This window comes from Acinetobacter sp. S4397-1, from assembly GCF_024129285.1.
GTDB classification, from domain to species: domain Bacteria; phylum Pseudomonadota; class Gammaproteobacteria; order Pseudomonadales; family Moraxellaceae; genus Acinetobacter; species Acinetobacter lwoffii_C.
Window position 1 is genome coordinate 107,179 of sequence record NZ_JAMXXZ010000003.1, and the last position, 19,994, is coordinate 127,172.

19 protein-coding genes are annotated in these 19,994 nt (G+C 45.2%); 8 read left to right on the forward strand and 11 right to left on the reverse strand.

What is annotated here, in order from left to right:
* Positions 1–17 precede the first annotated feature (17 nt).
* Together NI467_RS03035 and NI467_RS03040 are read left to right on the forward strand one after the other, a co-directional pair.
* Positions 18–359, forward strand: a complete 342-nt coding sequence (locus NI467_RS03035) for an FKBP-type peptidyl-prolyl cis-trans isomerase (protein WP_151204272.1) — start codon at positions 18–20, stop codon at positions 357–359.
* A 163-nt stretch (positions 360–522) separates the two neighbouring features.
* Positions 523–2,355, forward strand: a complete 1,833-nt coding sequence (locus NI467_RS03040; RefSeq protein ID WP_253150951.1) for a diguanylate cyclase — start codon at positions 523–525, stop codon at positions 2,353–2,355.
* Positions 2,356–2,366: 11 nt separating this feature from the next.
* Here the strand turns inward: NI467_RS03040 and NI467_RS03045 are convergent, their stop codons facing one another.
* Entirely contained in the window at positions 2,367–2,810 is a 444-nt protein-coding gene (locus NI467_RS03045) for a GNAT family N-acetyltransferase (RefSeq protein WP_374982194.1), read from the reverse strand.
* Positions 2,811–3,193: 383 nt separating this feature from the next.
* On the opposite strand from NI467_RS03045, the gene NI467_RS03050 reads away from it, so the two are divergent.
* Positions 3,194–3,676: a hypothetical protein gene (locus tag NI467_RS03050; RefSeq protein WP_151205965.1), complete on the forward strand. Its 483-nt coding sequence runs from the start codon at positions 3,194–3,196 to the stop codon at positions 3,674–3,676.
* A 37-nt stretch (positions 3,677–3,713) separates the two neighbouring features.
* Here NI467_RS03050 and NI467_RS03055 read toward each other — a convergent pair whose 3' ends face one another.
* Entirely contained in the window at positions 3,714–4,598 is an 885-nt protein-coding gene (locus NI467_RS03055) for an alpha/beta fold hydrolase (RefSeq protein WP_253150833.1), read from the reverse strand.
* 174 nt (positions 4,599–4,772) lie between these two features.
* Between NI467_RS03055 and NI467_RS03060 the strand changes: the two genes are divergently transcribed.
* Positions 4,773–5,042 (forward strand): hypothetical protein, encoded by a 270-nt coding sequence (locus NI467_RS03060; protein ID WP_151204274.1) that lies wholly within the window; start codon positions 4,773–4,775, stop codon positions 5,040–5,042.
* 140 nt (positions 5,043–5,182) lie between these two features.
* Positions 5,183–5,680, forward strand: coding sequence for a DUF2505 family protein (locus NI467_RS03065; RefSeq protein ID WP_253150835.1), 498 nt, complete (start codon positions 5,183–5,185; stop codon positions 5,678–5,680).
* A gap of 67 nt (positions 5,681–5,747) precedes the next feature.
* On the opposite strand, the gene NI467_RS03070 is transcribed toward NI467_RS03065, so the two are convergent.
* Entirely contained in the window at positions 5,748–7,025 is a 1,278-nt protein-coding gene (locus tag NI467_RS03070) for an MFS transporter (protein WP_253150837.1), read from the reverse strand.
* A gap of 712 nt (positions 7,026–7,737) precedes the next feature.
* Between NI467_RS03070 and NI467_RS14875 the strand changes: the two genes are divergently transcribed.
* Positions 7,738–7,824, forward strand: a complete 87-nt coding sequence (locus NI467_RS14875; protein WP_374982195.1) for a hypothetical protein — start codon at positions 7,738–7,740, stop codon at positions 7,822–7,824.
* On the opposite strand, the gene NI467_RS03075 is transcribed toward NI467_RS14875, so the two are convergent.
* From NI467_RS03075 to sdsA, 8 genes are all read right to left on the reverse strand, one after another.
* Positions 7,821–8,267 carry a YbjQ family protein gene (locus tag NI467_RS03075; RefSeq protein ID WP_253150839.1) on the reverse strand — a complete coding sequence of 149 codons (447 nt, stop codon included), beginning with the start codon at positions 8,265–8,267 and terminating at the stop codon, positions 7,821–7,823. The two genes, NI467_RS14875 and NI467_RS03075, sit on opposite strands and share 4 nt — an antisense overlap.
* A gap of 3 nt (positions 8,268–8,270) precedes the next feature.
* Positions 8,271–8,627, reverse strand: a complete 357-nt coding sequence (locus NI467_RS03080) for a YbjQ family protein (RefSeq protein ID WP_253150841.1) — start codon at positions 8,625–8,627, stop codon at positions 8,271–8,273.
* Positions 8,628–8,737: 110 nt separating this feature from the next.
* On the reverse strand, positions 8,738–10,204 hold the full coding sequence (gene adeK / locus NI467_RS03085; protein WP_253150842.1) for a multidrug efflux RND transporter AdeIJK outer membrane channel subunit AdeK: 1,467 nt from the start codon (positions 10,202–10,204) through the stop codon (positions 8,738–8,740).
* Positions 10,204–13,380: an efflux RND transporter permease subunit gene (locus tag NI467_RS03090; protein WP_151204280.1), complete on the reverse strand. Its 3,177-nt coding sequence runs from the start codon at positions 13,378–13,380 to the stop codon at positions 10,204–10,206. Before NI467_RS03090 ends, adeK begins: the two co-directional genes overlap by 1 nt.
* Before the next feature lie 13 nt (positions 13,381–13,393).
* Positions 13,394–14,650, reverse strand: coding sequence for an efflux RND transporter periplasmic adaptor subunit (locus NI467_RS03095; RefSeq protein ID WP_151205815.1), 1,257 nt, complete (start codon positions 14,648–14,650; stop codon positions 13,394–13,396).
* A 37-nt stretch (positions 14,651–14,687) separates the two neighbouring features.
* Positions 14,688–15,290: a phosphatase PAP2 family protein gene (locus NI467_RS03100; protein WP_253150844.1), complete on the reverse strand. Its 603-nt coding sequence runs from the start codon at positions 15,288–15,290 to the stop codon at positions 14,688–14,690.
* Positions 15,291–15,449: 159 nt separating this feature from the next.
* Positions 15,450–17,492, reverse strand: a complete 2,043-nt coding sequence (locus tag NI467_RS03105) for a site-specific recombinase (protein WP_174660173.1) — start codon at positions 17,490–17,492, stop codon at positions 15,450–15,452.
* Positions 17,493–17,507: 15 nt separating this feature from the next.
* Positions 17,508–18,485 carry an All-trans-nonaprenyl-diphosphate synthase gene (gene sdsA / locus NI467_RS03110; protein WP_151205818.1) on the reverse strand — a complete coding sequence of 326 codons (978 nt, stop codon included), beginning with the start codon at positions 18,483–18,485 and terminating at the stop codon, positions 17,508–17,510.
* 440 nt (positions 18,486–18,925) lie between these two features.
* Here sdsA and rplU point away from each other — a divergent pair, with 440 nt between their 5' ends.
* On the forward strand, positions 18,926–19,237 hold the full coding sequence (rplU, locus tag NI467_RS03115) for a 50S ribosomal protein L21 (protein WP_151205530.1): 312 nt from the start codon (positions 18,926–18,928) through the stop codon (positions 19,235–19,237).
* 19 nt (positions 19,238–19,256) lie between these two features.
* Positions 19,257–19,511, forward strand: coding sequence for a 50S ribosomal protein L27 (rpmA, locus tag NI467_RS03120; RefSeq protein WP_004814861.1), 255 nt, complete (start codon positions 19,257–19,259; stop codon positions 19,509–19,511).
* Positions 19,512–19,994 lie beyond the last annotated feature (483 nt).

Genomic DNA, 19,994 nt, shown 5'->3' on the forward strand with positions numbered 1-19,994 from the left:
GTTTTGGATGAATGACGATGATCAACGAACTTGAAATTATTGATTTAAAAGTAGGTGAGGGGAAAGAAGCGGTCAAAGGGGCTTTAATTACCACGCACTATACCGGCTGGCTCGAAGATGGAACCAAATTTGACTCATCACTGGATCGCGGAAATTACTTTGAAACCGTGATTGGTACGGGCCGGGTGATTAAGGGCTGGGACCAAGGCATCCTAGGAATGAAAGTGGGTGGCAAACGTAAATTGCGGGTTCCGGCACATTTGGCATATGGCGAACGTAAAATGGGGAAAATCATTCCAGCCAACTCGAATCTGATTTTTGAAATTGAACTGTACGACGTAAAAACCCGTGATGAATAATCGGGCTGCCGATATCCTGTTTTTTAACTCTCTATAAAAAAGACGAAGTCATGGCTTGGGTAGGCTTCGTCGTATTCACTACAAAAAAAAATTGTACTTGTTCTGATTCTACGTAAGATTGAAAAATAACCGGTTTTTCAGGAATATTGCGCTTTTGCAAAACATGATAAGGCATATCTATAAGGTAGTGGCGGCTTGGCTCATACTGACTGTATCGGTGATAGCCCAAGCTCAAGCCTTATCTGCTTTTGCATCGCCTTCCCAACACGATATTGCGGAAATTAACTTTACTGAGAACACCAGTACGTCTTTGGATACGGACTGGCTGTTTTATCAGGGGCAGTTTATTACTGCACCTAGTCCGGTGGTCCAGCCACAAGTTTGTCAGCTCCCGGCGTCCTTTAAAAATCTGACCGGATCAAATATGGGATATGGCACTTTTATTGGCCATTTTAAAATTCCTAAAGAATTTATCGGACGAAGAATAGCGATCCATATTCCGGCACAATATGGCGCCTATCAGGTCTATATGAATGGTGATTTTATTCTGCGTTTAGGTAAAGTCAGCACCACTGCGGCAGGTCAAGTCACCAAAAGAGCGCCTCAGATCGGTTATTTTGTACCGGAAAGCCAGTATGTTACCTTGAGTATTCAAGTCTCCAACTACAGTACTTTGCATGGAGGACTCGAACGTCCGCTGCGGATTGGAACAGCAAGCACCATTAACCGGCAGTACCAGCAGATTATGATGAGTATCAGCATGGTCAGTGGCATGGTGTTGGGAATCGGCTGCTTTACAATTTTATTTTCAGTCTTTCGTGGTTCCAAGGAACGTAATAGTAGAAGTATTTTTACCTTTGGCCTGTTTATTGTTTTTCTGGCTTTGCACAACCTGTTTAATGCCCCTTATGCCTATTCGGTCTTTACCAGTATTGACTGGCTTTGGGGGATGCGTCTGCAATATTTATTCACCTTCTTGGCGACTCTGTTTTTCCTCAGCTATATGTACCTGTTTAATCAGCGTTATCTGCATCGCTATGTTTATTATATAGCAGTGGCTTTTCTGCTGTTTAACTGTGGTGTGACCTTATTTACTCAACCGGAAATATTTGAACGTGTGGCACTGTATAGCGCTATTTTCTGTTGGGTGATTGGGGGTAATTTCATCTATGGTTTTTATCAGACCTTGCGGCAAAAACTGCCTTATTCACGTCTCACCTTATATGCAGTGGTTTTTTTGTGCCTGACCTTTTTGAATGATTATCTATTACTGATCAATGTTATTGAAACTACAAATTTACTGTTTATTTCAACCAGTCTGTATGCCTTGTTGACCATGTTTCAACAGTCCAGAAACTATGCCCATCACACTTATCAAACCGAGCAGCTAAATATACGTTTAAAGGAGCTAAACAGCTCGCTGGATCAGAAAGTGAAGGAGCGTACTCGGCAATTATATGAGCTGAATACCAGGCTGGAAGACCAGATGAATATAGATGCGCTGACAGGAGCCTTTAACCGGCGAGCTTTGAATGAAAAAATACAAAAGCACTTTTCTCATCTGCAACAAGATTCACAGCAAAGCCTGATTTTTAGCATGCTGGATGTCGATTATTTTAAGAACTATAACGATTATTATGGGCATTTAAAAGGGGATGAAATTTTACAGAATCTGGTGAAGGTGATTCAGAAAGAATTACCCGAATCTGCCTATCTAGCACGTTATGGGGGAGAGGAATTTGCGATTCTGCTGAAAAATGTGACAATTCAGGTCGCCTCAGCTTATCTGGAAAATGTACTGCGGAAGGTTCGTGAACAGCAGTTTGAGCATTTGAACCGGGGCGATCATAAAACCTATGTGACGGTGAGTATAGGCGTGGCCTGGATGGATGATCAGCAGCGTTATACCGATATTCATGAATTGATGAAAGCTGCGGATGTCCAACTTTATGCCGCAAAGCAGGCGGGGCGTGACCAGTTAAAAATAGCAGAATAAAAATAAAATAGTCAGAAGGTATATTTATATAAACGATAAGGGTCTTCAGCATCTGGGCTGATACGTGTCAGAAAGCCATGTTTTTGATAATAGGCTAAAGCAGTCTGGGTCGACTGTATTTCAAGCTGATGAATCTTTTTTCTGGCTAAAGAGACAGACATCTGCTGGATCAACTGAGTACCAAAACCCATGCGCTGGCAGTCAGCACTGACATAGTGCATCAGAATTTCACCGCGGTCACTTACCATCAAAAAGCCCACAACCCGGTCATGTAAAATATAGACCCAGCAATCGTTATACAGCATTTCAACGATCAGATAGGCCTGGTTAAATTTTTCCAGCCAGGTCTGGATCACACTGTCTTCGCGTTGATGATCCAGCACACAAAATTGAATACTGTCATGAATGACCTGAATGATTTGCGGTATATCCTGAACCTTCCCTTCACGAATCATAATTTTATTCATTTACTCGACCATTTATAGGGAGGTTCCATTTGACGGCAAAGCCAATTGGAAAACCAAGAGCGTGATTGTGTCATTTTGGGATAAATTTGCTAAACAATGCCGTGCAAAAGCCGTTTTTTGTTGATAATTTGTCTCATTTATTTATCTTTTGCCTAAAGTCTGAACAGTTTAAATTAGATTAAGCATAGCAAGGCAGACGGTCTAAAGACTGCCATTAATATGAAGTGAAAAATTAGAAGAAAAGACTCTATAAAAATAGGCTTGTGATCGCTTTAAGAAGGCTAAGCCGAGAAGCCGCCTTTAGCTTCAAGTCACTCTCAAATGAATAAACGACATCTATCCCTAGAACCAGCCCGGTGAGATAATCCATGATGCTTAAATTTTTGCTGTTGTTTTGTCTGCTACTGATCTTTTATGCAGCCTGTCAGGTGGGCCTGAAGACTTATAAAATCCGTCATTATCGCAAGAGCAAAGCATCAAACACAGCCACAGCGTTGGCTGCCGTTCCTCTCTCCAATTACGTCAGGCAGGAAATGGTTCATGTGGTAGAAGCCCATGAACAGGAATTGTTCGATGATGTCGCCAGTTTACTGTTTCAGCAGAAAACAGATCTTCAGGATCCGGCTCAGGCTGAACAGTTGCAACAAAGGCTGTTCTATAAAATGCCGGGACGGACCACTACACATATTCGTCGTCTGGACTTGGGAGAATGGTCAATTTACTGGAATTTCTATGGCCAGTCTCTGGAGTATTATGTGGGCTGCTATGGCATTTTTTATACGCATGTTGACCGCTTCGGGCAAGAACATAAGCTGGAGATTGCTAAAAACTTGTCACATTCGCATTGTATCTGATATCTATCAGCAATCAGGCCCCAGATCAAAACAATCTTCAGGCTGCATATTTCTGCTGATGTAAGTGTTTAAAGGTGTTCAATGCTTCATCCCAGATTTTTTCTGCGCCCTGACGGAAATATCCCATATGGCCAATCTCCCGAAGGCCATAATCTGCTGCGCGAATATCAATATAGGATTTTTTAGCTTGAGTGTAGTGCTGTATAAAGGCATGCCTTGAAGCGGGTAAGGCCCAGGCATCGTCCAGAGCGGCAATGGCATAAATCCGGGTTTGAACCTTGGCATACTGGTCATGCAATGCTTTTAAGTCAGGGTCAGCAAAAAAGTAAGTCGGATTTTTACACCATTTGCGCCACTCACGATACACATCATAGGGCAGGTCTGCGCCCATTTTCAGAAGACTCCACGGCAGATAGCCACTAACAGCCACCATCGGCGGAAAAATAATATTCCAGATCACCTGAACTTTAATTTTTTCCTTAAAAGGCATATAGCCATGCCAGCCTGCACCCGTACCAAAACAGTAGAGCGCTTCTACCCGGTCATGATATTTACTCAGCCCCAGAGCCTGCCCCCCATAGGAATGCCCAATCATATAAATGTCCAGACCGGTTTTGCTTAAATACTCAATCGCGGCGGTCAGGTCATAACGGCCCCAGTCCAGATAGGACATTTTAAAGTTTTTGAGCGTTTTGGGTGCTGAAGCTGCAATGCCACGATAGTCAAAAGTCAATACCTGAAAACCGGCCGCGGTCGCATATTCAGCAAAGCGCCGATAGAACGCTTGCGGAACACCGGTGGCACAGGCCACCACGATATTGGCCAGAGCGGACATTTCTGTCTGGTAAAGCTTGCCACTTAAGGTGTAGCCGTCTTCCGCCAGAAATTGCACGGTTCGGGTCTGAATTTTTCCTTGTGTCATACTAAGTTCCTTTTATTTTCAGCGATCAGGATAAGAATCATTTATAGTAGTTTTAAGCAGATCCGCCCAGAGATGTCAAAACTCTACAGTCGTTTGCAAGAGTTGTTGCATCGAAACCGTTACATAAGCCCAAGTGTCTTTTAAGGCGCTGTTTAAACTCAAGGATGCCGGAAGTTGATTGACTTTTATTATAAGCAGCTGAATCACTTCCTTCAGCTTGCAGTCCGGATTGAAGCGAATCCCGAAAAATATTTACAGTTTGATTCGGTGTCTGAGTTTTATCAATCCGCTTGGTTACTTGAATTTCCTCGAGGTACACACTGGTATGTAAGTGGTCTGGATGATGGTGCCGAGGAATTTGATGTGGTCATTTATTACCGGGATGCCTGTCTTCAGCTCAGCTGCGGTGCAGAGGTATCAGCAAAGCTCATCCGGAAACATTGACCAGATTGTCATTTTTTACCCGCAATCGAGTAATGACATCTGCTTTAAAATTGAATTAAATAGCTGCTCTATTGAGGGTTTTCCCTTAGCTGATTCAAGACACGCCCATCCTCCAAGCAATAAAAATAAGGAAAATTTGTATGGCACACCAGTTCACCGTAACAGCAATCATTCAGGGTATTTCAATTGATGACTTTAAACGTCTGGCCACAGATATTCGGATGCATGAAGCGGTCTGTCACCGCATCCCTGCACAGAATATGGAAATTCTAGTCTCTGAAAAGCAGGGCCAGATCTATACTTTAAAACGTGCCTATAATCTGGATGTTAAAATTCCAGATATGGCGAAAAAACTGTTAAAAGATGCCTTTCGCTTGCAGCGCACCGATGTAAGTAATCTGGAAGAAATGACTTCAATTGTAGAATTAGGTGCAAATCTGCCGATTGAAGCGAAATGTCAGCGTGTGGTGACAGGTGATGAGGCACAGATCCAGTTTCAGCTGGATTGGAGCGTTAAAGTTAAAGTGCCTTTGTTGGGCAGTATGCTGGAAAAGCATGCTGAAGGAGAAATCCGTAAATTTAGCGAGATTGAAATCAATATTGTCGAAGATGAGCTGCGTAAGAATCTGTCAGCCTGATTTTTGATGTTTCGGTCTTTCAATATTCGATAAAAAGAGCCTGATAAGCAGGCTCTTTTTATAGCCTTTATCCTATTTTTTCAAATTTTCTTTGATAAATTACAGCACTTAACAGGGTCACCAGACAGATCGCCCAGATATAGTACATGGCGCCAATATTGCTATATAGACTCAGCCATTGAACCAGCGGCAAGGTGATTCCTCCGGCAATTGCATAGGCAAGGTTATAGGAAAATGAAATGCCACTAAACCGGATCTGGGCCGGGAACATTTTAACCATACTGTAGGAGACGATGCCCACAGTGCCGGAACTTAAGCCGAGCAGCATATACAGCATAAACACCGTCGAAGTTTCCACATGCCCCAGACTATGATAGAAAATACCTGCCATTAGTGCGACAAATAAAGCACCAAGCAACATGATTTTACCTGCGCCGAAACGGTCTACCAGCATGCCTGCCAGAATACAGCCCAGCATTTGCATGACAATTGCCGCACTTTGCATTTTAAAGGCATCGGCCCGTTCAAAACCAAAACCAGCCACCAACAAGTTCGGCATGGCTAAAATCAGTACTACCACACAGCCGGTCAGGAACCAGGTAAACAGCATGCCCAGAACTACACCGGTTTTATGCTGGGCAAGTACCTGTTTCACAGGCAGCTCTTTGGCCAGTTCCTTTTTAGCCTGCATGGCCTGAAAGACAGGCGTTTCTTTAAGATAACTGCGTAAGTACAGCGCCACAAAGCCAAAAATACCGCCTAAAATAAACGGAATGCGCCATGCCCACTGCTTGATTTCAGTTTCGCTAAATTGCAGGGAAATGAACAGTGACATGAGGGCACCGAGTAAAATACCTAAGGACAGACCCGCCGTCAGAACACCATTGGCAATACCAATCCGGCGTTCCGGAACATGTTCCGAAACAAAGGTCCAGGCTGCCGGAATTTCTCCACCAATCGCGATGCCTTGCATGACTCGCATCAGCAATAACAGCAAAGGGGCGGCATAACCGATGCTTTCGAAGGTCGGCATGATCCCGATCATCAGGGTAGGTAGAGCCATCAGCAGAATAGACAAGCTGAACAGGCGTTTACGTCCGATCAGGTCGCCAAAATGCGCCATGACCACGCCTCCGAGCGGGCGGAAAAAATAACCCGCAGCAAAGATGCCATAAGTGTTCAGCATGGCCCAGAATGGACTTAAAGTACTGGGGAAAAACAGTTCAGAAATCAGTTTGGCATAAAATACATAAATGACAAAGTCATAAAACTCGAGTGCGCCGCCCAGAGAGGAGAGTCCAAGGGTGCGTTTGTCAGCACGGGTGAGTTTGGAATGAGCAACCATACTTGAGTTCCGCTAATAAATAATCCTAGATGATTGATTTTAAAGAATGCTTTTTTAATTGAATAATCAAACTTTCTTTGTTTGATTTTAACTAAAAGTTATCAGATTTCATTTTTATTCAATTATTTGGAATATATAAATGTCTAGACTGAAATTTGGGTACTTTTTCTTGAATCCGTCAGCGGTCTCTAGCTAAAAATTGCCTTAAGAAACAGAAAAAAGATTGAAATATTTCCATGAAAAGAAAAAGGCTGAACGAATAAGGCATGAAATGAAGGAAATAGAGAGACTATGACAAGTTTTATAACGAAGCCTGAGAAAGCTTTGGCTGCATGAACAAGCACAAAGTATTGCTTTGTTTAAAGGGCAAGAGGGCGAGGATATTCTGCTGTTATCTCAATCTCGTGATGAGTCATTTATTTAGAATGACTCATTGGGCTCTTGATGGCTTATATCCGCTAAAAACTCTTGCGAGATATCTCTCACATGGCAAACATAGACGAAATATCAACAGCCCCTTATTGTTTCACCTGCAAATTCACGTTATTCTGCTACGCCGTATATACAACCCGTGAGCTCAATCCATCCGGAAAATAGAAATGGCAGCCCAGGTCTTGGAAGCAGATTAACTAAGTATGCTGGCACCAGCGGGCAAATGGCATGGGCACAACAGAGCAAGCTGCGTTATTTTACTTTAGCAGGCAGTGAAGTCATGCGGGTATTTCGCGATTTTCCAGCTCAGATCGTGCAGCATACAATTGATCATCTGCATAGGAGCTTGTGGATAGACAGACCTTAGGGGGTAGCCGGTGCCTGAATCGCGGTGCCATAAGCAAAGACTTCGACCATGCCGCCCTGCATACCGAGTTCGGTGGTACTTAGCCGAATCCCCATAATCTGCTGTGCACCCATTTTCTCAGCCTCAAGTTTTAAGCGCACGATTGCCTCACGTCGAGCCCGTTCAACCACGCTTTCATAACTGGTCAAACGTCCCCCCAAGAAATTCTGAATATTGGCAATGGCATATTTAAAATAGTCATGGGAAATCACCACATTGCTGCTGATCATTTGACCTGAAAAATTTGAAGGGATAAAGCGGTTGTTATTGACCGCAATATAAGCCAGACGCTGTTCCTGTTCTGCCAGATATTGCAGATGTTTACGCTCATTGTAGCGGCCAAAGCCAAACCCCACACTGAACAGAATCACGAAAATGGTGATCTGAAGAATTAAACCGTCCATGATTTAAGCAGCCGGAGGGAAGGGATCAGGGAGTTTGTTCGTATGGGGTTCGACGACTACGGCGGTACCATATACAAACAGTTCCGATGCACCCTGGGCAATATTTGAAGTCGAGAAGCGGATACCTACAATCGCATTCGCACCCAGTGCGCGGGCTTTTTCAATCATACGGTTCATGGCTTCCTGACGGGACTCTTCCAGCAGTTCGGTATAGGCTGTGAGTTCACCACCGACAATATTTTTCAGACCCGCCAGCAGGTCACGTCCCACATGTTTACTTCGTACCGTGCTGCCATACACCACATCAATTTGACGGTTAATGGTATGGCCGGGAACGGTTTCTAAATTACTGAGCAGCATTTTTGTGATATTCAAATGAAAATAGGATGGCTGTGAAGATAGGAAATTGAGGATTAAAAAGCAATAAAAAAGCCTGCATTGCGCAGGCTTTTTTATTATAACTTTAAAATTTACTGATCACTGTTTGCCGCTTTACGTTCAGCAGTTGATGGCTGCTGTAATGTAGCATCAGCGGTATTGGCTTTAAGGCCACCACCTAAACTCTTGTACAGCTCTACCTGATTGTTCAGGTTGGCTTGTTCAAGCAGCAATAGGCCTTGCTCTGCTGCATAAGAGGCACGCTGTGCATCCAGTACAGTCAGATAGTTGTCAATTCCGGCACGGAAACGGGCTTCAGACAAGCGGTAAGTGGTATTGGTGGCTTTAACCAGACGGCGTTGAGCCGCAATTCGGTCACCAATATTCTGGCGTACAGCAAGTGCATCGTTCACTTCACGGAAGGCAGTCTGGATCGACTTTTCGTAATCAGCCAGTGCAATCTGCTGATCCGTTTCAGAAATCTTGATATTTGCCTGACGAGTGCCCCAGTCAAAGATTGGAATATCCAAGCTTGGACCAATTGCCCAGACAAAACTGCCAGACTTGAACAGATCACCCAGATCAGCCGATGCATAACCTGCTGAGCCGGTCAGACTGATGGTAGGGAACAAACGTGCACGTGCTGCGCCAATATTGGCACCTGCCGCAGACAGACGGTATTCTGCCGAGCGCACATCTGGACGGTTAATTAGCAGATCACTTGGCAGGCCTGCACCGATAGCCGTATTGGAAGTGATACGTGTGATGTGTTTAGCCGGTAACAGGTTCGCCGGTACAGGCTGACCGACCAGCAGGTTTAACAGGTTTGTAGCCTGTGCCACCTGAGTGCGGTAATTGGCCACGTCATTACGTGCTGTTTCAACCGAAATCTGTGCCTGACGCACTGGTAGTTCGCTGTCGATGCCAACATCAAAACGTTTCTTGTTCAGGTTAAATGATTCTAGCTGGGCTTTTAGAGTCTGTTCAGCCAGTGCCAGATTGGCATTGGCAAAGGAATAGCTGAGCCAGGCCTGTGCCACCTGACCAATCAGAGCAATTTGTGTGGCATCACGTGCACTTTGGGTTGCAAGGAAAGTATCTAGTGCATTGTCACGCAGGCTGCGCACACGGCCCCAGAAATCCAGTTCATACGCAGTCACACCCAGACCGACATTATAAGTGGTACTCGGACCGCGACCTTGTGCACTGTTATTCAGGGTGTCCTGGCGCAGCACGCTGCCACTGGCACCAATGGTCGGTAACTGGTTGTTTTCAGTAATCTGGTATTGCTGCTGGGCGCGCTGGATGTTCAAGGTTGCCGTACGCAGATCACGGTTATTGGCCAGTGCCAGATCAAGTACCTGTAACAGGCGCTGATCTGCAAAAAAATCCTTATAACCCTGTTCTGCCACAGAAGTACCAGACGCATTGGTATAGCTACTTGGGATATTTGCCTGTGCAACCGGCTCTGGGCCACGCATGCTTTGACACGCGGTCAAAGCAAGCGCAAGGGCAGATACCGCAATGCTACGACCTGTAATAGACCATAGATTTTGCATTACGACTTGTACTCCTGATTTTGTTGTTTTGGTTTGTATTTAAAGATGCTTCGAATCCACACGTAGAATACAGGAATAAAGAAGATCCCTAAAAGGGTTGAGCTGATCACACCGCCCAGGACACCATAACCGACCGAGTGCTGGCTACCGGCACCGGCACCTGTAGAAAGTGCTAATGGCAGTACACCAAAACCGAAGGCCAGTGTGGTCATAATAATTGGACGTAAACGCATTTTTGCAGCATGCAGCGTGGCTTCAAACAGCTCTTCACCTTGTTCCTGCAATTCTTTGGCAAACTCTACAATCAAGATCGCATTTTTTGCAGACAGACCAATGACAGCAATCAGTGCAACCTGGAAGTAAATGTTATTTGAAAGGTTCGGATCTTTGAAAATAATCATTCCCAAGAAGGTCATTCCAACCGCACCAACGATACCCAGCGGGACTACCAGAAGTACCGAGAATGGAATCGACCAGCTTTCATATAACGCTGCCAGACAAAGGAATACAATCAGTAAAGACAGAGCCAGCAGGAATGGGGTTTGTGAACCTGCATCACGTTCTTCTAAAGATAAACCAGACCATTCATAGTCGAAACCTTGTAAGCCCTTTTCAGGAAGCTTGGCAATAATTTCTTCCATGGCCAGCATGGCATCACCCGAGCTGACACCCGGTGCAGGTGTACCCTGAATATTCATCGCAGATACGCCATTATAGCGCTCTAGACGCGGCGAACCGTACGTCCATTCACCTGTTGCGAATGCCGAGAATGGCACCATTTCACCTTTGTTATTGCGCACATACCATTTGTTCAGGTCTTCCGGCATCATGCGTGAGTTGGCCTCACCCTGAACATAGACTTTCTTGACACGACCGCGGTCAATGAAGTCATTAATATATGAGCCGCCCCAGGCCATACCCATGGTGCTATTGATCTCAGCAATGCTGACACCCATGGCACCGGCTTGCGCCTGATCCACAGTAATGGTGTATTGAGGGTTATCCTCTTGGCCATTTGGACGTACGCCCATTAAGCGTGGATCTTGTGCGGCCATACCTAAAATGGTATTACGCGCCGCCAGCAGTTGATCGTGACTTTGACCAGCAGCCGCTTTTAACTGTAAGTCGAAGCCCGCACTTACGCCTAATTCAGGCATCGCAGGAAGCTGTAAAGGCATGATGTAAGAGGCATCTTTTACAATCATGTTTAAAGCCATACCACGTTTGATGATTGCACCGACCTGTGATTCGGCTGTGGTACGGTCCTTCCAGTCTTTTAACTGAATGAAGGCCAGACCAGCGTTTTGGCCTACCCCGGTAAATGAGAACCCAGCTACACTGAATACAGAGTCAACATTGTCTTTTTCTTGCTCAAGGAAATACTGGGTCATCGTATTGATGGTGTTTTCAGTACGCTCAAGGGTCGCATTTGGTGGTAATTGCACCAGGGTCATCACCACCCCTTGGTCTTCATCTGGCAAGAATGAAGAAGGGAGTTGAACAAACAGATAAGCTAAAACAGCAATCACGGCACCGTAAAATACGCCTGAGAAAAGTTTCGCATGCGTCATGCGGTCAACACCGCGCTGGTATTTCACCGAGAGGCTGTCAAAACTTTTGTTAAACCAACGGAAGAAACGCGCGAAAATATTATTGCTTTCCGGCTTGTTCGGATCGTGTTGTTTTAACATGGTTGCACAAAGTGCAGGGGTAAAGGTTAAGGCCACCACCAGCGATAAAATCATCGCGGTCACCAGAGTGAGAGAGAACTGGCGATAAATCACCCCCGTCGTACCACTCATAAAGGCCATCGGTACGAATACCGCGGTCAATACCGAAGTAATACCGACTAAGGCACCAGAAATCTGCTGCATGGATTTTTCTGTCGCCGTGACTGGATCGAGGTGCTCTTCGACCATGACCCGTTCCACGTTTTCCACCACGACAATCGCGTCATCCACCAATAGACCAATGGCCAGAACCATGGCAAACATGGTCAAGGTGTTAATTGAGAAACCAAAGACATTAATAACTGCAAATGTACCCAAAACCACGACAGGCACAGCCATGGTGGGAATAATCGTTGCACGCCAGTTCTGTAAGAACAGGAACATTACCAGGAAGACGAGAATGATCGCTTCAATTAAGGTTTTCACCACACTCTTAATTGAAAGCTCAATAAATGGCGTAGTATCAAACGCAAGCTTGTCTTCCATGCCTGCCGGGTAGTTTTTACGCAGATCAGTCAACAGGTCTTCAACAGCAGTGGCAGTATCCAGCGCATTTGCACCGGTTGCCAGCTTAATGGCCACACCACCTGCTGGTTTACCATTAAATTTAGACAAGAACTGATAGTTGTCTGCACCTAATTCTACCCGAGCCACATCACCCAGGCGGACTTGTGCACCGTTAGGCGCATTTTTCAGAAAGATGTTTTTAAACTCTTCCGGTGTCTGTAACAGACTCTGTGCATTTACTGTGGCGTTCAGCACTTGACCTTCAATAGAAGGAGCGCCACCGAGCTGACCCACTGCGACCTGGGAGTTTTGTGTTCTAAGTGCTGCTGCAATATCACTTGGCGTAACTTGCAAGCTTGCCATTTTCGATGGATCCATCCAGATACGCATGGCATATGAACCACCAAATACCTGTACTTCACCCACACCTGCAACGCGGCTTAACGGTTCAGCGATGTTCGAGTTGACATAGTCTTTAATATCATCGGCTGACATGCTGCTGTCTGGTGAATAGAAGGCAATAACTTGCAGGAAGCTTGCGCCAGACTTGGTTACTTTGACCCCTTGACGCTGTACGTCTTCAGGTAAAAGCGCCGTGGCTGATTGTAATTTGTTTTGTACCTGAACCTGTGCGATGTCTGCATCGATACCTTGTTCAAAGTTCAATGTAATTGAGGACTGGCCATTACCCGCACTGTTTGAAGAAATATAGCGCAGGCCATCCAGACCATTCATTTGCTGTTCAATGATCTGGGTCACTGTATTTTCAACAGTTTCTGCAGATGCACCTGGATAAGTTGCAGCAATTGTTACGGTGGGGGGAGCAATGGTCGGATACTGGGCAATAGGCATATTGGTTAGGGTAAGAATACCAGCTAACATAATGACCAAAGAAATCACCCAGGCAAAAATGGGGCGATGAATAAAGAATTGAGCCATGAACTAGTACTCCTTATGCATTTGCAGCAGGTTTTTGTTCAGCTGGTTCTTTTCCATCTTCTGCCTTTTTCGCATCAGCTGTAGGGGCCTGAGTGCCTTGTGGAGCAGCAGCTTTTGGCTGATACGGTTTTACCACAACCTGTTGTTCAGGCTTAACTTTGGCAATACCATCTACAATGACTTTATCGCCAGTGTTCAAACCACTGGTTACAATCCAGTTTTGGCCTTGAATCCCTGCTGTTTCTACCGGACGAGCAACCACCTTGTTATCGGCACCAACCAGCATCGCCATGGCTTGGCCAGTTGGGGTACGGGTCAATGCAGCTTGTGGAATCAAGAAAGCATTCGGTACTTCACCTTGTACAATTTGTGCTGTAGCAAACATACCAGGAAGGAGCAAGTGATTCTTGTTTGGAAATACTGCACGTAGCGTAACGGTGCCTGTGTCAGGATTCACGCTGGCATCCGAGAATGCCAGACGGCCTTCAACCGGATAGATACTGCCATCTTCAAGTTTTAACTTGACTTTCGTATTATTCGAGCTGTTGAGGCTACCTTGACTCAGCTGCTGGCGTAAACGCAGCAGTTCTGCACTGGACTGGTTGATGTCTACATAGATGGGATCCAGACGCTGGATCGTGACCAGAGGTTCAGCCTGACTGGCAGTGACCAAGGCACCCGCCGTCACGGATGAGCGGTTGGTCTGGCCCGAAATTGGTGCGCGTACAGTTGAATAGCCTAAATTGATTTCAGCATTACGCAAGGTCGCACGGTTGGCGTTCAAATCTGCTTCAGCGAGTTTGACCTGGGCTGCAATATCATCATATTCCTGTTTGGAAATAGCATTAGTGCCGACCAGCTGACGATAGCGGCTCTCTTTAACGCGCAGTACACCTAGATTTGCTTCAGCGCGGGCAATCGCAGCACGTGCATTATCTACCGCAGTACGGTTGGTACTGGAGTCGATTTCATACAGGGCCTGACCTTCACGAACGTAGCTACCTTCAGTGAATAGGCGTTTAAGGATTACGCCACTGGTTTGTGGACGCACTTCTGAAATCTCAAATGCTGTTGTACGACCTGAGAGCTCTACAGATTGCTCGACGCTTTGGGGCTGTGCAACCAGTACGCCGACTTCAGCCGGTGGCATTTGTTGTTGAGCACCAGCTTGCTGGCCTTCACTCGGATCTTTGCTACAACCAACAAGTGCAAGACTTGTTGCTAATGCGCAAGCAGTCAGGGCGGGAGCCCAAAGCTTTGCAGACATCATTATTCCACCTCAATTAGATTTTTATCTAAATATTTTTTTATTTTAGAATCGTGCAATATCTGATCCACACCATATACCACAACGAAATCCAAATAAAACTTATACTCCAGCCGGATATGACATCTGAAGGAAAATGTACACCTAGGTAAACTCTTGAAATACCCATAATCAGCAGCCACCCTACGGCAATCATTATGATAATGGTATGTCGGGAATGTTGCCGATATATGTAAATTGCCAGACAGCTCAGACAGGCCGCATATAGACTATGGGCACTTGGAAAAGAGCTTCCAAAGCTTTCCACCAGATGAAAGGATGCTGGGGGACGTGGTCGGGCAATCACGAATTTCAGTAGCCAGGCTAGAAGTATTCCTCCGATAACTCCGATACATATAAAAATTACGCTTGCATATTTTTTATACCACAGTAAGGAAATACACCATAGTGTGGATAAAAATAATACAAATGGCATGCCACCTATCACTGATAAGGACTGTGCGATCTGATTTAAACTCTGGGTGCGATACTCACTCAGCCACTGCATACTGAGCAGGTCAAGCCGGCTCAAAGCTGCAATATTCAAGAATAAGACACTGAAAATTAAAAGCAAAATGCCGACAAAAAGTAACAAGTAAGGCATGCCGGAAATCCTTGTCCCTCTCACCGATAAAAGACCGGTTGATTGTCTGAACCAAAGTGTACTTGTCAGTACACTTTTTTTCAAGTGTGCGTATTTTATGCGAATTCCTTTTATTTATTAAGGGATTCTCTCTATAAAGCTTGGATAATTGTCGCAGTTTTAAGTTTTAGTCGATGTATGATTTTCGTCAATTTCAATCTCTTGCTTAGGTGGCCAGAAGAAATCGCTTGGCCGGGTCAGGAAGTGAGTCATCACTAATTTTGCGAGAGGTTTCCACTGTTCAAAACGAACCCGACGGGCACGTAAAGCCACAATAATCGTCAGGGTAAAGCTGACAAACAGGTTCGTCAGGCCAATCAGCAAAACCCCCAGAAAAGAAACGATGATCAGTCCAATATCCGGTCCATTAATACTGAGCAGACCCTGAATAAAGTTTGCTGCGGCAAAGGCAATATGACGGATGTCTAAAGGTAAACCGAGGATGAAACCGATGGTCCCCATACTGCCCAGCATGATCCCGAACAGAAAGTTACCCGCTAGTGCGCCAAGATTGCGCTCTATATAGTCAGCAAAGCGTTGCAGACGCTCGTGGCCCATCAGCTGAGACAGACGCACATGCGCTTTGAGACGTGGACCGACTTTGCGGTAGACGGCCATATTGTCAAAGTAACCGGCCAACAGCCCTGACAGGAACAGGCAAACCCCGGCAATGGCAGCATGAGGAATCGCCAGAGAAGTAAAAGGGTTCAGACTATGTAAAGTGGTTGTTGCTTTGGCATGGGTCAGCAGCGGTTCATGCAAGGCCACTTCCCACATCAGAGTAATCAGGGCGGCCACTGGAATGGCAATCGAGATATTTCCCAAAATTGCCACAAACTGGGTGCGGATAATATTCACGATCAGGGCGGCCAGCTCGGCAATTCGGGCCATTTTCGCGCCTTTGCGCTGCTGGACGGTGGTGGCTAGCGCGGCTGCGGTCATCGCGGGCTGTTTGGTCGCCACGGTAAAATGCAGCACATGGATCAGCATAAAACCTAAAGAATAGTTCATGCTATAGCTAAACGCTTGCATCAGCGGTGCCATACTGACCCGGGCCATCAATATTTTGAGCGTTGCCATGATGGCAATGATGGCACCCGCACCGGCCGCTGACTTATACATGCCCAGAAAGCCTTGCTTGTCCGTACTGACATAATGCTCGCCGGTCTTGCTGGCATTTTCAGTAACTTGTAAGGCCAGTAATTCACTATTGGTTGCCAGCAAGGCACGGACACTGCGCTCGCTATAAATGGCTTCGGTAATATCTGCAATAAAAAGCCCAATAGACTGATAACGCAGGTCATCTTCATCCATTACCATATTGAGCAAAATTTCAACGCGTTCCAGACACTGCTCAAGTAAGGCCAGCATATAGGTCAGGCTGACACTGACTCCAATCCGTTTAGTAGAACGGCGAATCTTGGCGACTACATCATGACATTGTTCCAGCATCACCAGCGCTTGTGAGGCATCCGGGGGGGTAATCGAATCCACCAGCTTGACCGTGTTATAGCGTTTTTTATATTCCTGGATAAATTCGTTGATCTCACGGTTCTGTACCAGAAAAGGTGATTCATATTCCATGAGTTCAGGTTGGGCATTAATGAATTCTGGATGCAAGCCAATACCACTGATCCGGTAAGATAGAATAGTCAGGGCTTTGATGATTTCATCTTTAATACGGGTTTTTTCCTGCTGATTGGAATGTCCCTGATTCATGACCGAAAACAGTCGCTGCCAGTCGGCTTCATCAAAGTAATCCAGCCAGTATTGGTCAGTACGCAAATAAAAGATCTTGCGGAACAGTTCTTGCAGGTTTCGATGATCTGGAATGATCGGCAGTATATGCGCTCCAATCCGCTGGTTCAGCTGGTTCCAGAAACCGTCCAGCGACAGGATGCCAGTATCGGAAAACAGGCTGGTCTGCTTGTAACGGTTAATAATTCTTAAGGTAAAGGTCTGTAAGGTCGACACTGCATTGGGAGTCAATAACAGGGCGCGAATAAAGATATTAAACTTTGCTTCGATCTCTTCGGTATCTCTGCTGTCCTCTGGCCTTATACGCTCTACAAGCTGGATTAGCAGGTTTTCATCCAGTACCACCTGAGGTTGCTCAAGCTGGTACTGCATACTTTGAAAAAGATCAACAAAATTAATATGCATAGGCAGGAAAGGTCATTATTGAATACGGTTTAGCGCCAGTTTGGCCAGATTGATCAGGGCCTGACGATACTCTGAGTCAGGCAAGGCGTTCAAGGCTAAAATTGCAATTTCTGTTTCTTCAGTCGCACGCTGGCGGCAATAATCCAACGCTCCTGAACTGTTGACGATGCTGATCACCTGTGCCAAATGTTCGGTACCACCAGTGGCAATACTACGGCGAATAACCTCATGATCTTCGCCAGTGGTGTTCTGCATGGCTGCAATCAGTGGTAGGGTCGGTTTGCCCTCCATCAGATCATCGCCAATGTTTTTGCCTAAGGTTTCAGCATCGGAGGTGTAATCCAGAATATCGTCAATAATTTGGAAGGCATTGCCAAAATGGCCGGCAAATTTCCGCAAAGGTTCACGAAATGCAGACTGACCAGCCAGAATGGCTGCACCTTCGGTCGCCAGTTCAAACAGGCGGGAAGTCTTGCCGTGAATAATATCTAAATAGGTTTTTTCTGTGGTATCTGGCTGATGCTGAGACTGTAGTTGCAGGACTTCACCTTCTGCAATTTCACAGGTACCAGTCGAGAAATCCTTGAGCAGGACCATATTGTCCAGATCAACCAGCAGGTCAAAGGCGCGTGAAATCAGGAAGTCTCCAACCAGAACCGCGGTCTGGTTATCCCAGGTGGCATTGGCAGTCGGTCGGCCACGGCGCAGGCCAGATTCATCTACGACATCATCATGAACCAGCGTGGCGGTATGCAGCATTTCAATGATCGCAGCCAGTTTGCGGTGTTGTTCCAGGTTTTCTGCACCACAGGCTTTAGCTGCCAAAAGGCACATGATCGGGCGCATGCGTTTACCGCCAGCTTCCACCACATGTTTGCTAACTGCCATAACCAAAGCAACTTTTGAAGTAATCCCTTCATTAATAAATGTGTCCATCGCAGCAAAGTCGTTAGCCACAGGAGCGAGAATATCTTGCTTAAAGTCGATGGTCATTTCAAAGAAAACCTCTAATTCGGTAAATCGCAGCGCGTAGTTTAACAATTTATAACATGAGTGAAACATAAGAAATGCATAAACTCCACTACAAATCAGCTTTTATCGTACTTCTTTGAGTGGGTCAGGCATTTTTGCCTAAAAAAAATTTGCCTGACTTTGCATGTCTTTGAATTTTATAGGTTGGCTATATTACTTAAAGTTGACTGTTTCTCGCTATCATTTTTTATTAGCTCGTAGATGAGTAATTGATTTTATGAGCATAATTAAATTGTTAAAATTTTCAGTGAGTTTACATCGCACTATTTGCCTGAAATGGCTTGTTGTTTTCTTAAATATCCCTTAAAATCCTTGCCCTTGTGCAACCCCCAGTGGCGTTCGTTTTAAGATCGGTATATTCCTTTATCGGCACGACGACACGGGCATATTTGGAGTACATTATGTACGCAGTAATCCAAAGCGGTGGTAAACAGCACCGTGTAGTTGAGGGCGAAACCCTTAAAGTTGAATTATTGAAAGCTGAAACTGGTGCAACGATTACGTTTGACGACGTACTTATGCTTGTAAACGGTGAGAGCATTCAAATCGGTGCTCCAGTTGTAGCTGGCGCTAAAGTAACTGCAGAAGTGGTTAGCCATGGTCGTCACGACAAAATCCGTATTGTTAAAATGCGTCGTCGTAAGCACTACCGTAAGCAACAAGGTCACCGTCAATGGTTCACCGAGTTGAAAATTACTGGTATCTCAGGCTAATTACTAGGAGTAAATAGACATGGCAACTAAAAAAGCCGGTGGTTCGACTAAGAACGGTCGTGATTCGAATCCTAAGATGTTAGGTGTTAAAGTTTACGGTGGTCAAACTGTAACTGCAGGTAACATCATCGTTCGTCAACGTGGTACTGAATTCCATGCTGGTGTAAACGTAGGTATGGGCCGTGACCATACTTTATTTGCTACTGCTGATGGCGTAGTAAAATTCGAAGTGAAAGGCCAATTCGGTCGTCGCTACGTATCTGTTGAAGCTTAAGCTTTAATAGAAATAAAACCCGCAAATTTTGCGGGTTTTTTATGTTAACTGAACTATTAAACACAGCTGAACTAACATTCAATAATTACCAGTTTACAAGAAAAATAACCCGTAATTTGAAACTATTCATAATAAAAGAGTTTTAAATATAGAATTAAACGTGACTTGAATTACCTGTTTTAAGGTGAGTAATTAAAAGCAAAAAGTATAAAAATAGAATAGGGATATGAATAAAATTTTGAAAAAACTTTGATCAAGGCTTGCTTCAAAGGTAATACACAGCCTACAGAGGTCGGTTTCAATATGCTGGGCTGAGTATCAGTGTTGGAATGGGGGGAAGTGAGCAGGGAAGTATCATCGGTTTGAGTGGTCTAACTGAAAACTATTAATATGTCTATAAACTGGTCACTATGATCAATTGCGTTATTTTGGCACGAGCTTTTCTGTGGGATGATAAAGGAAATAGCGGCTAGACTCATAAAA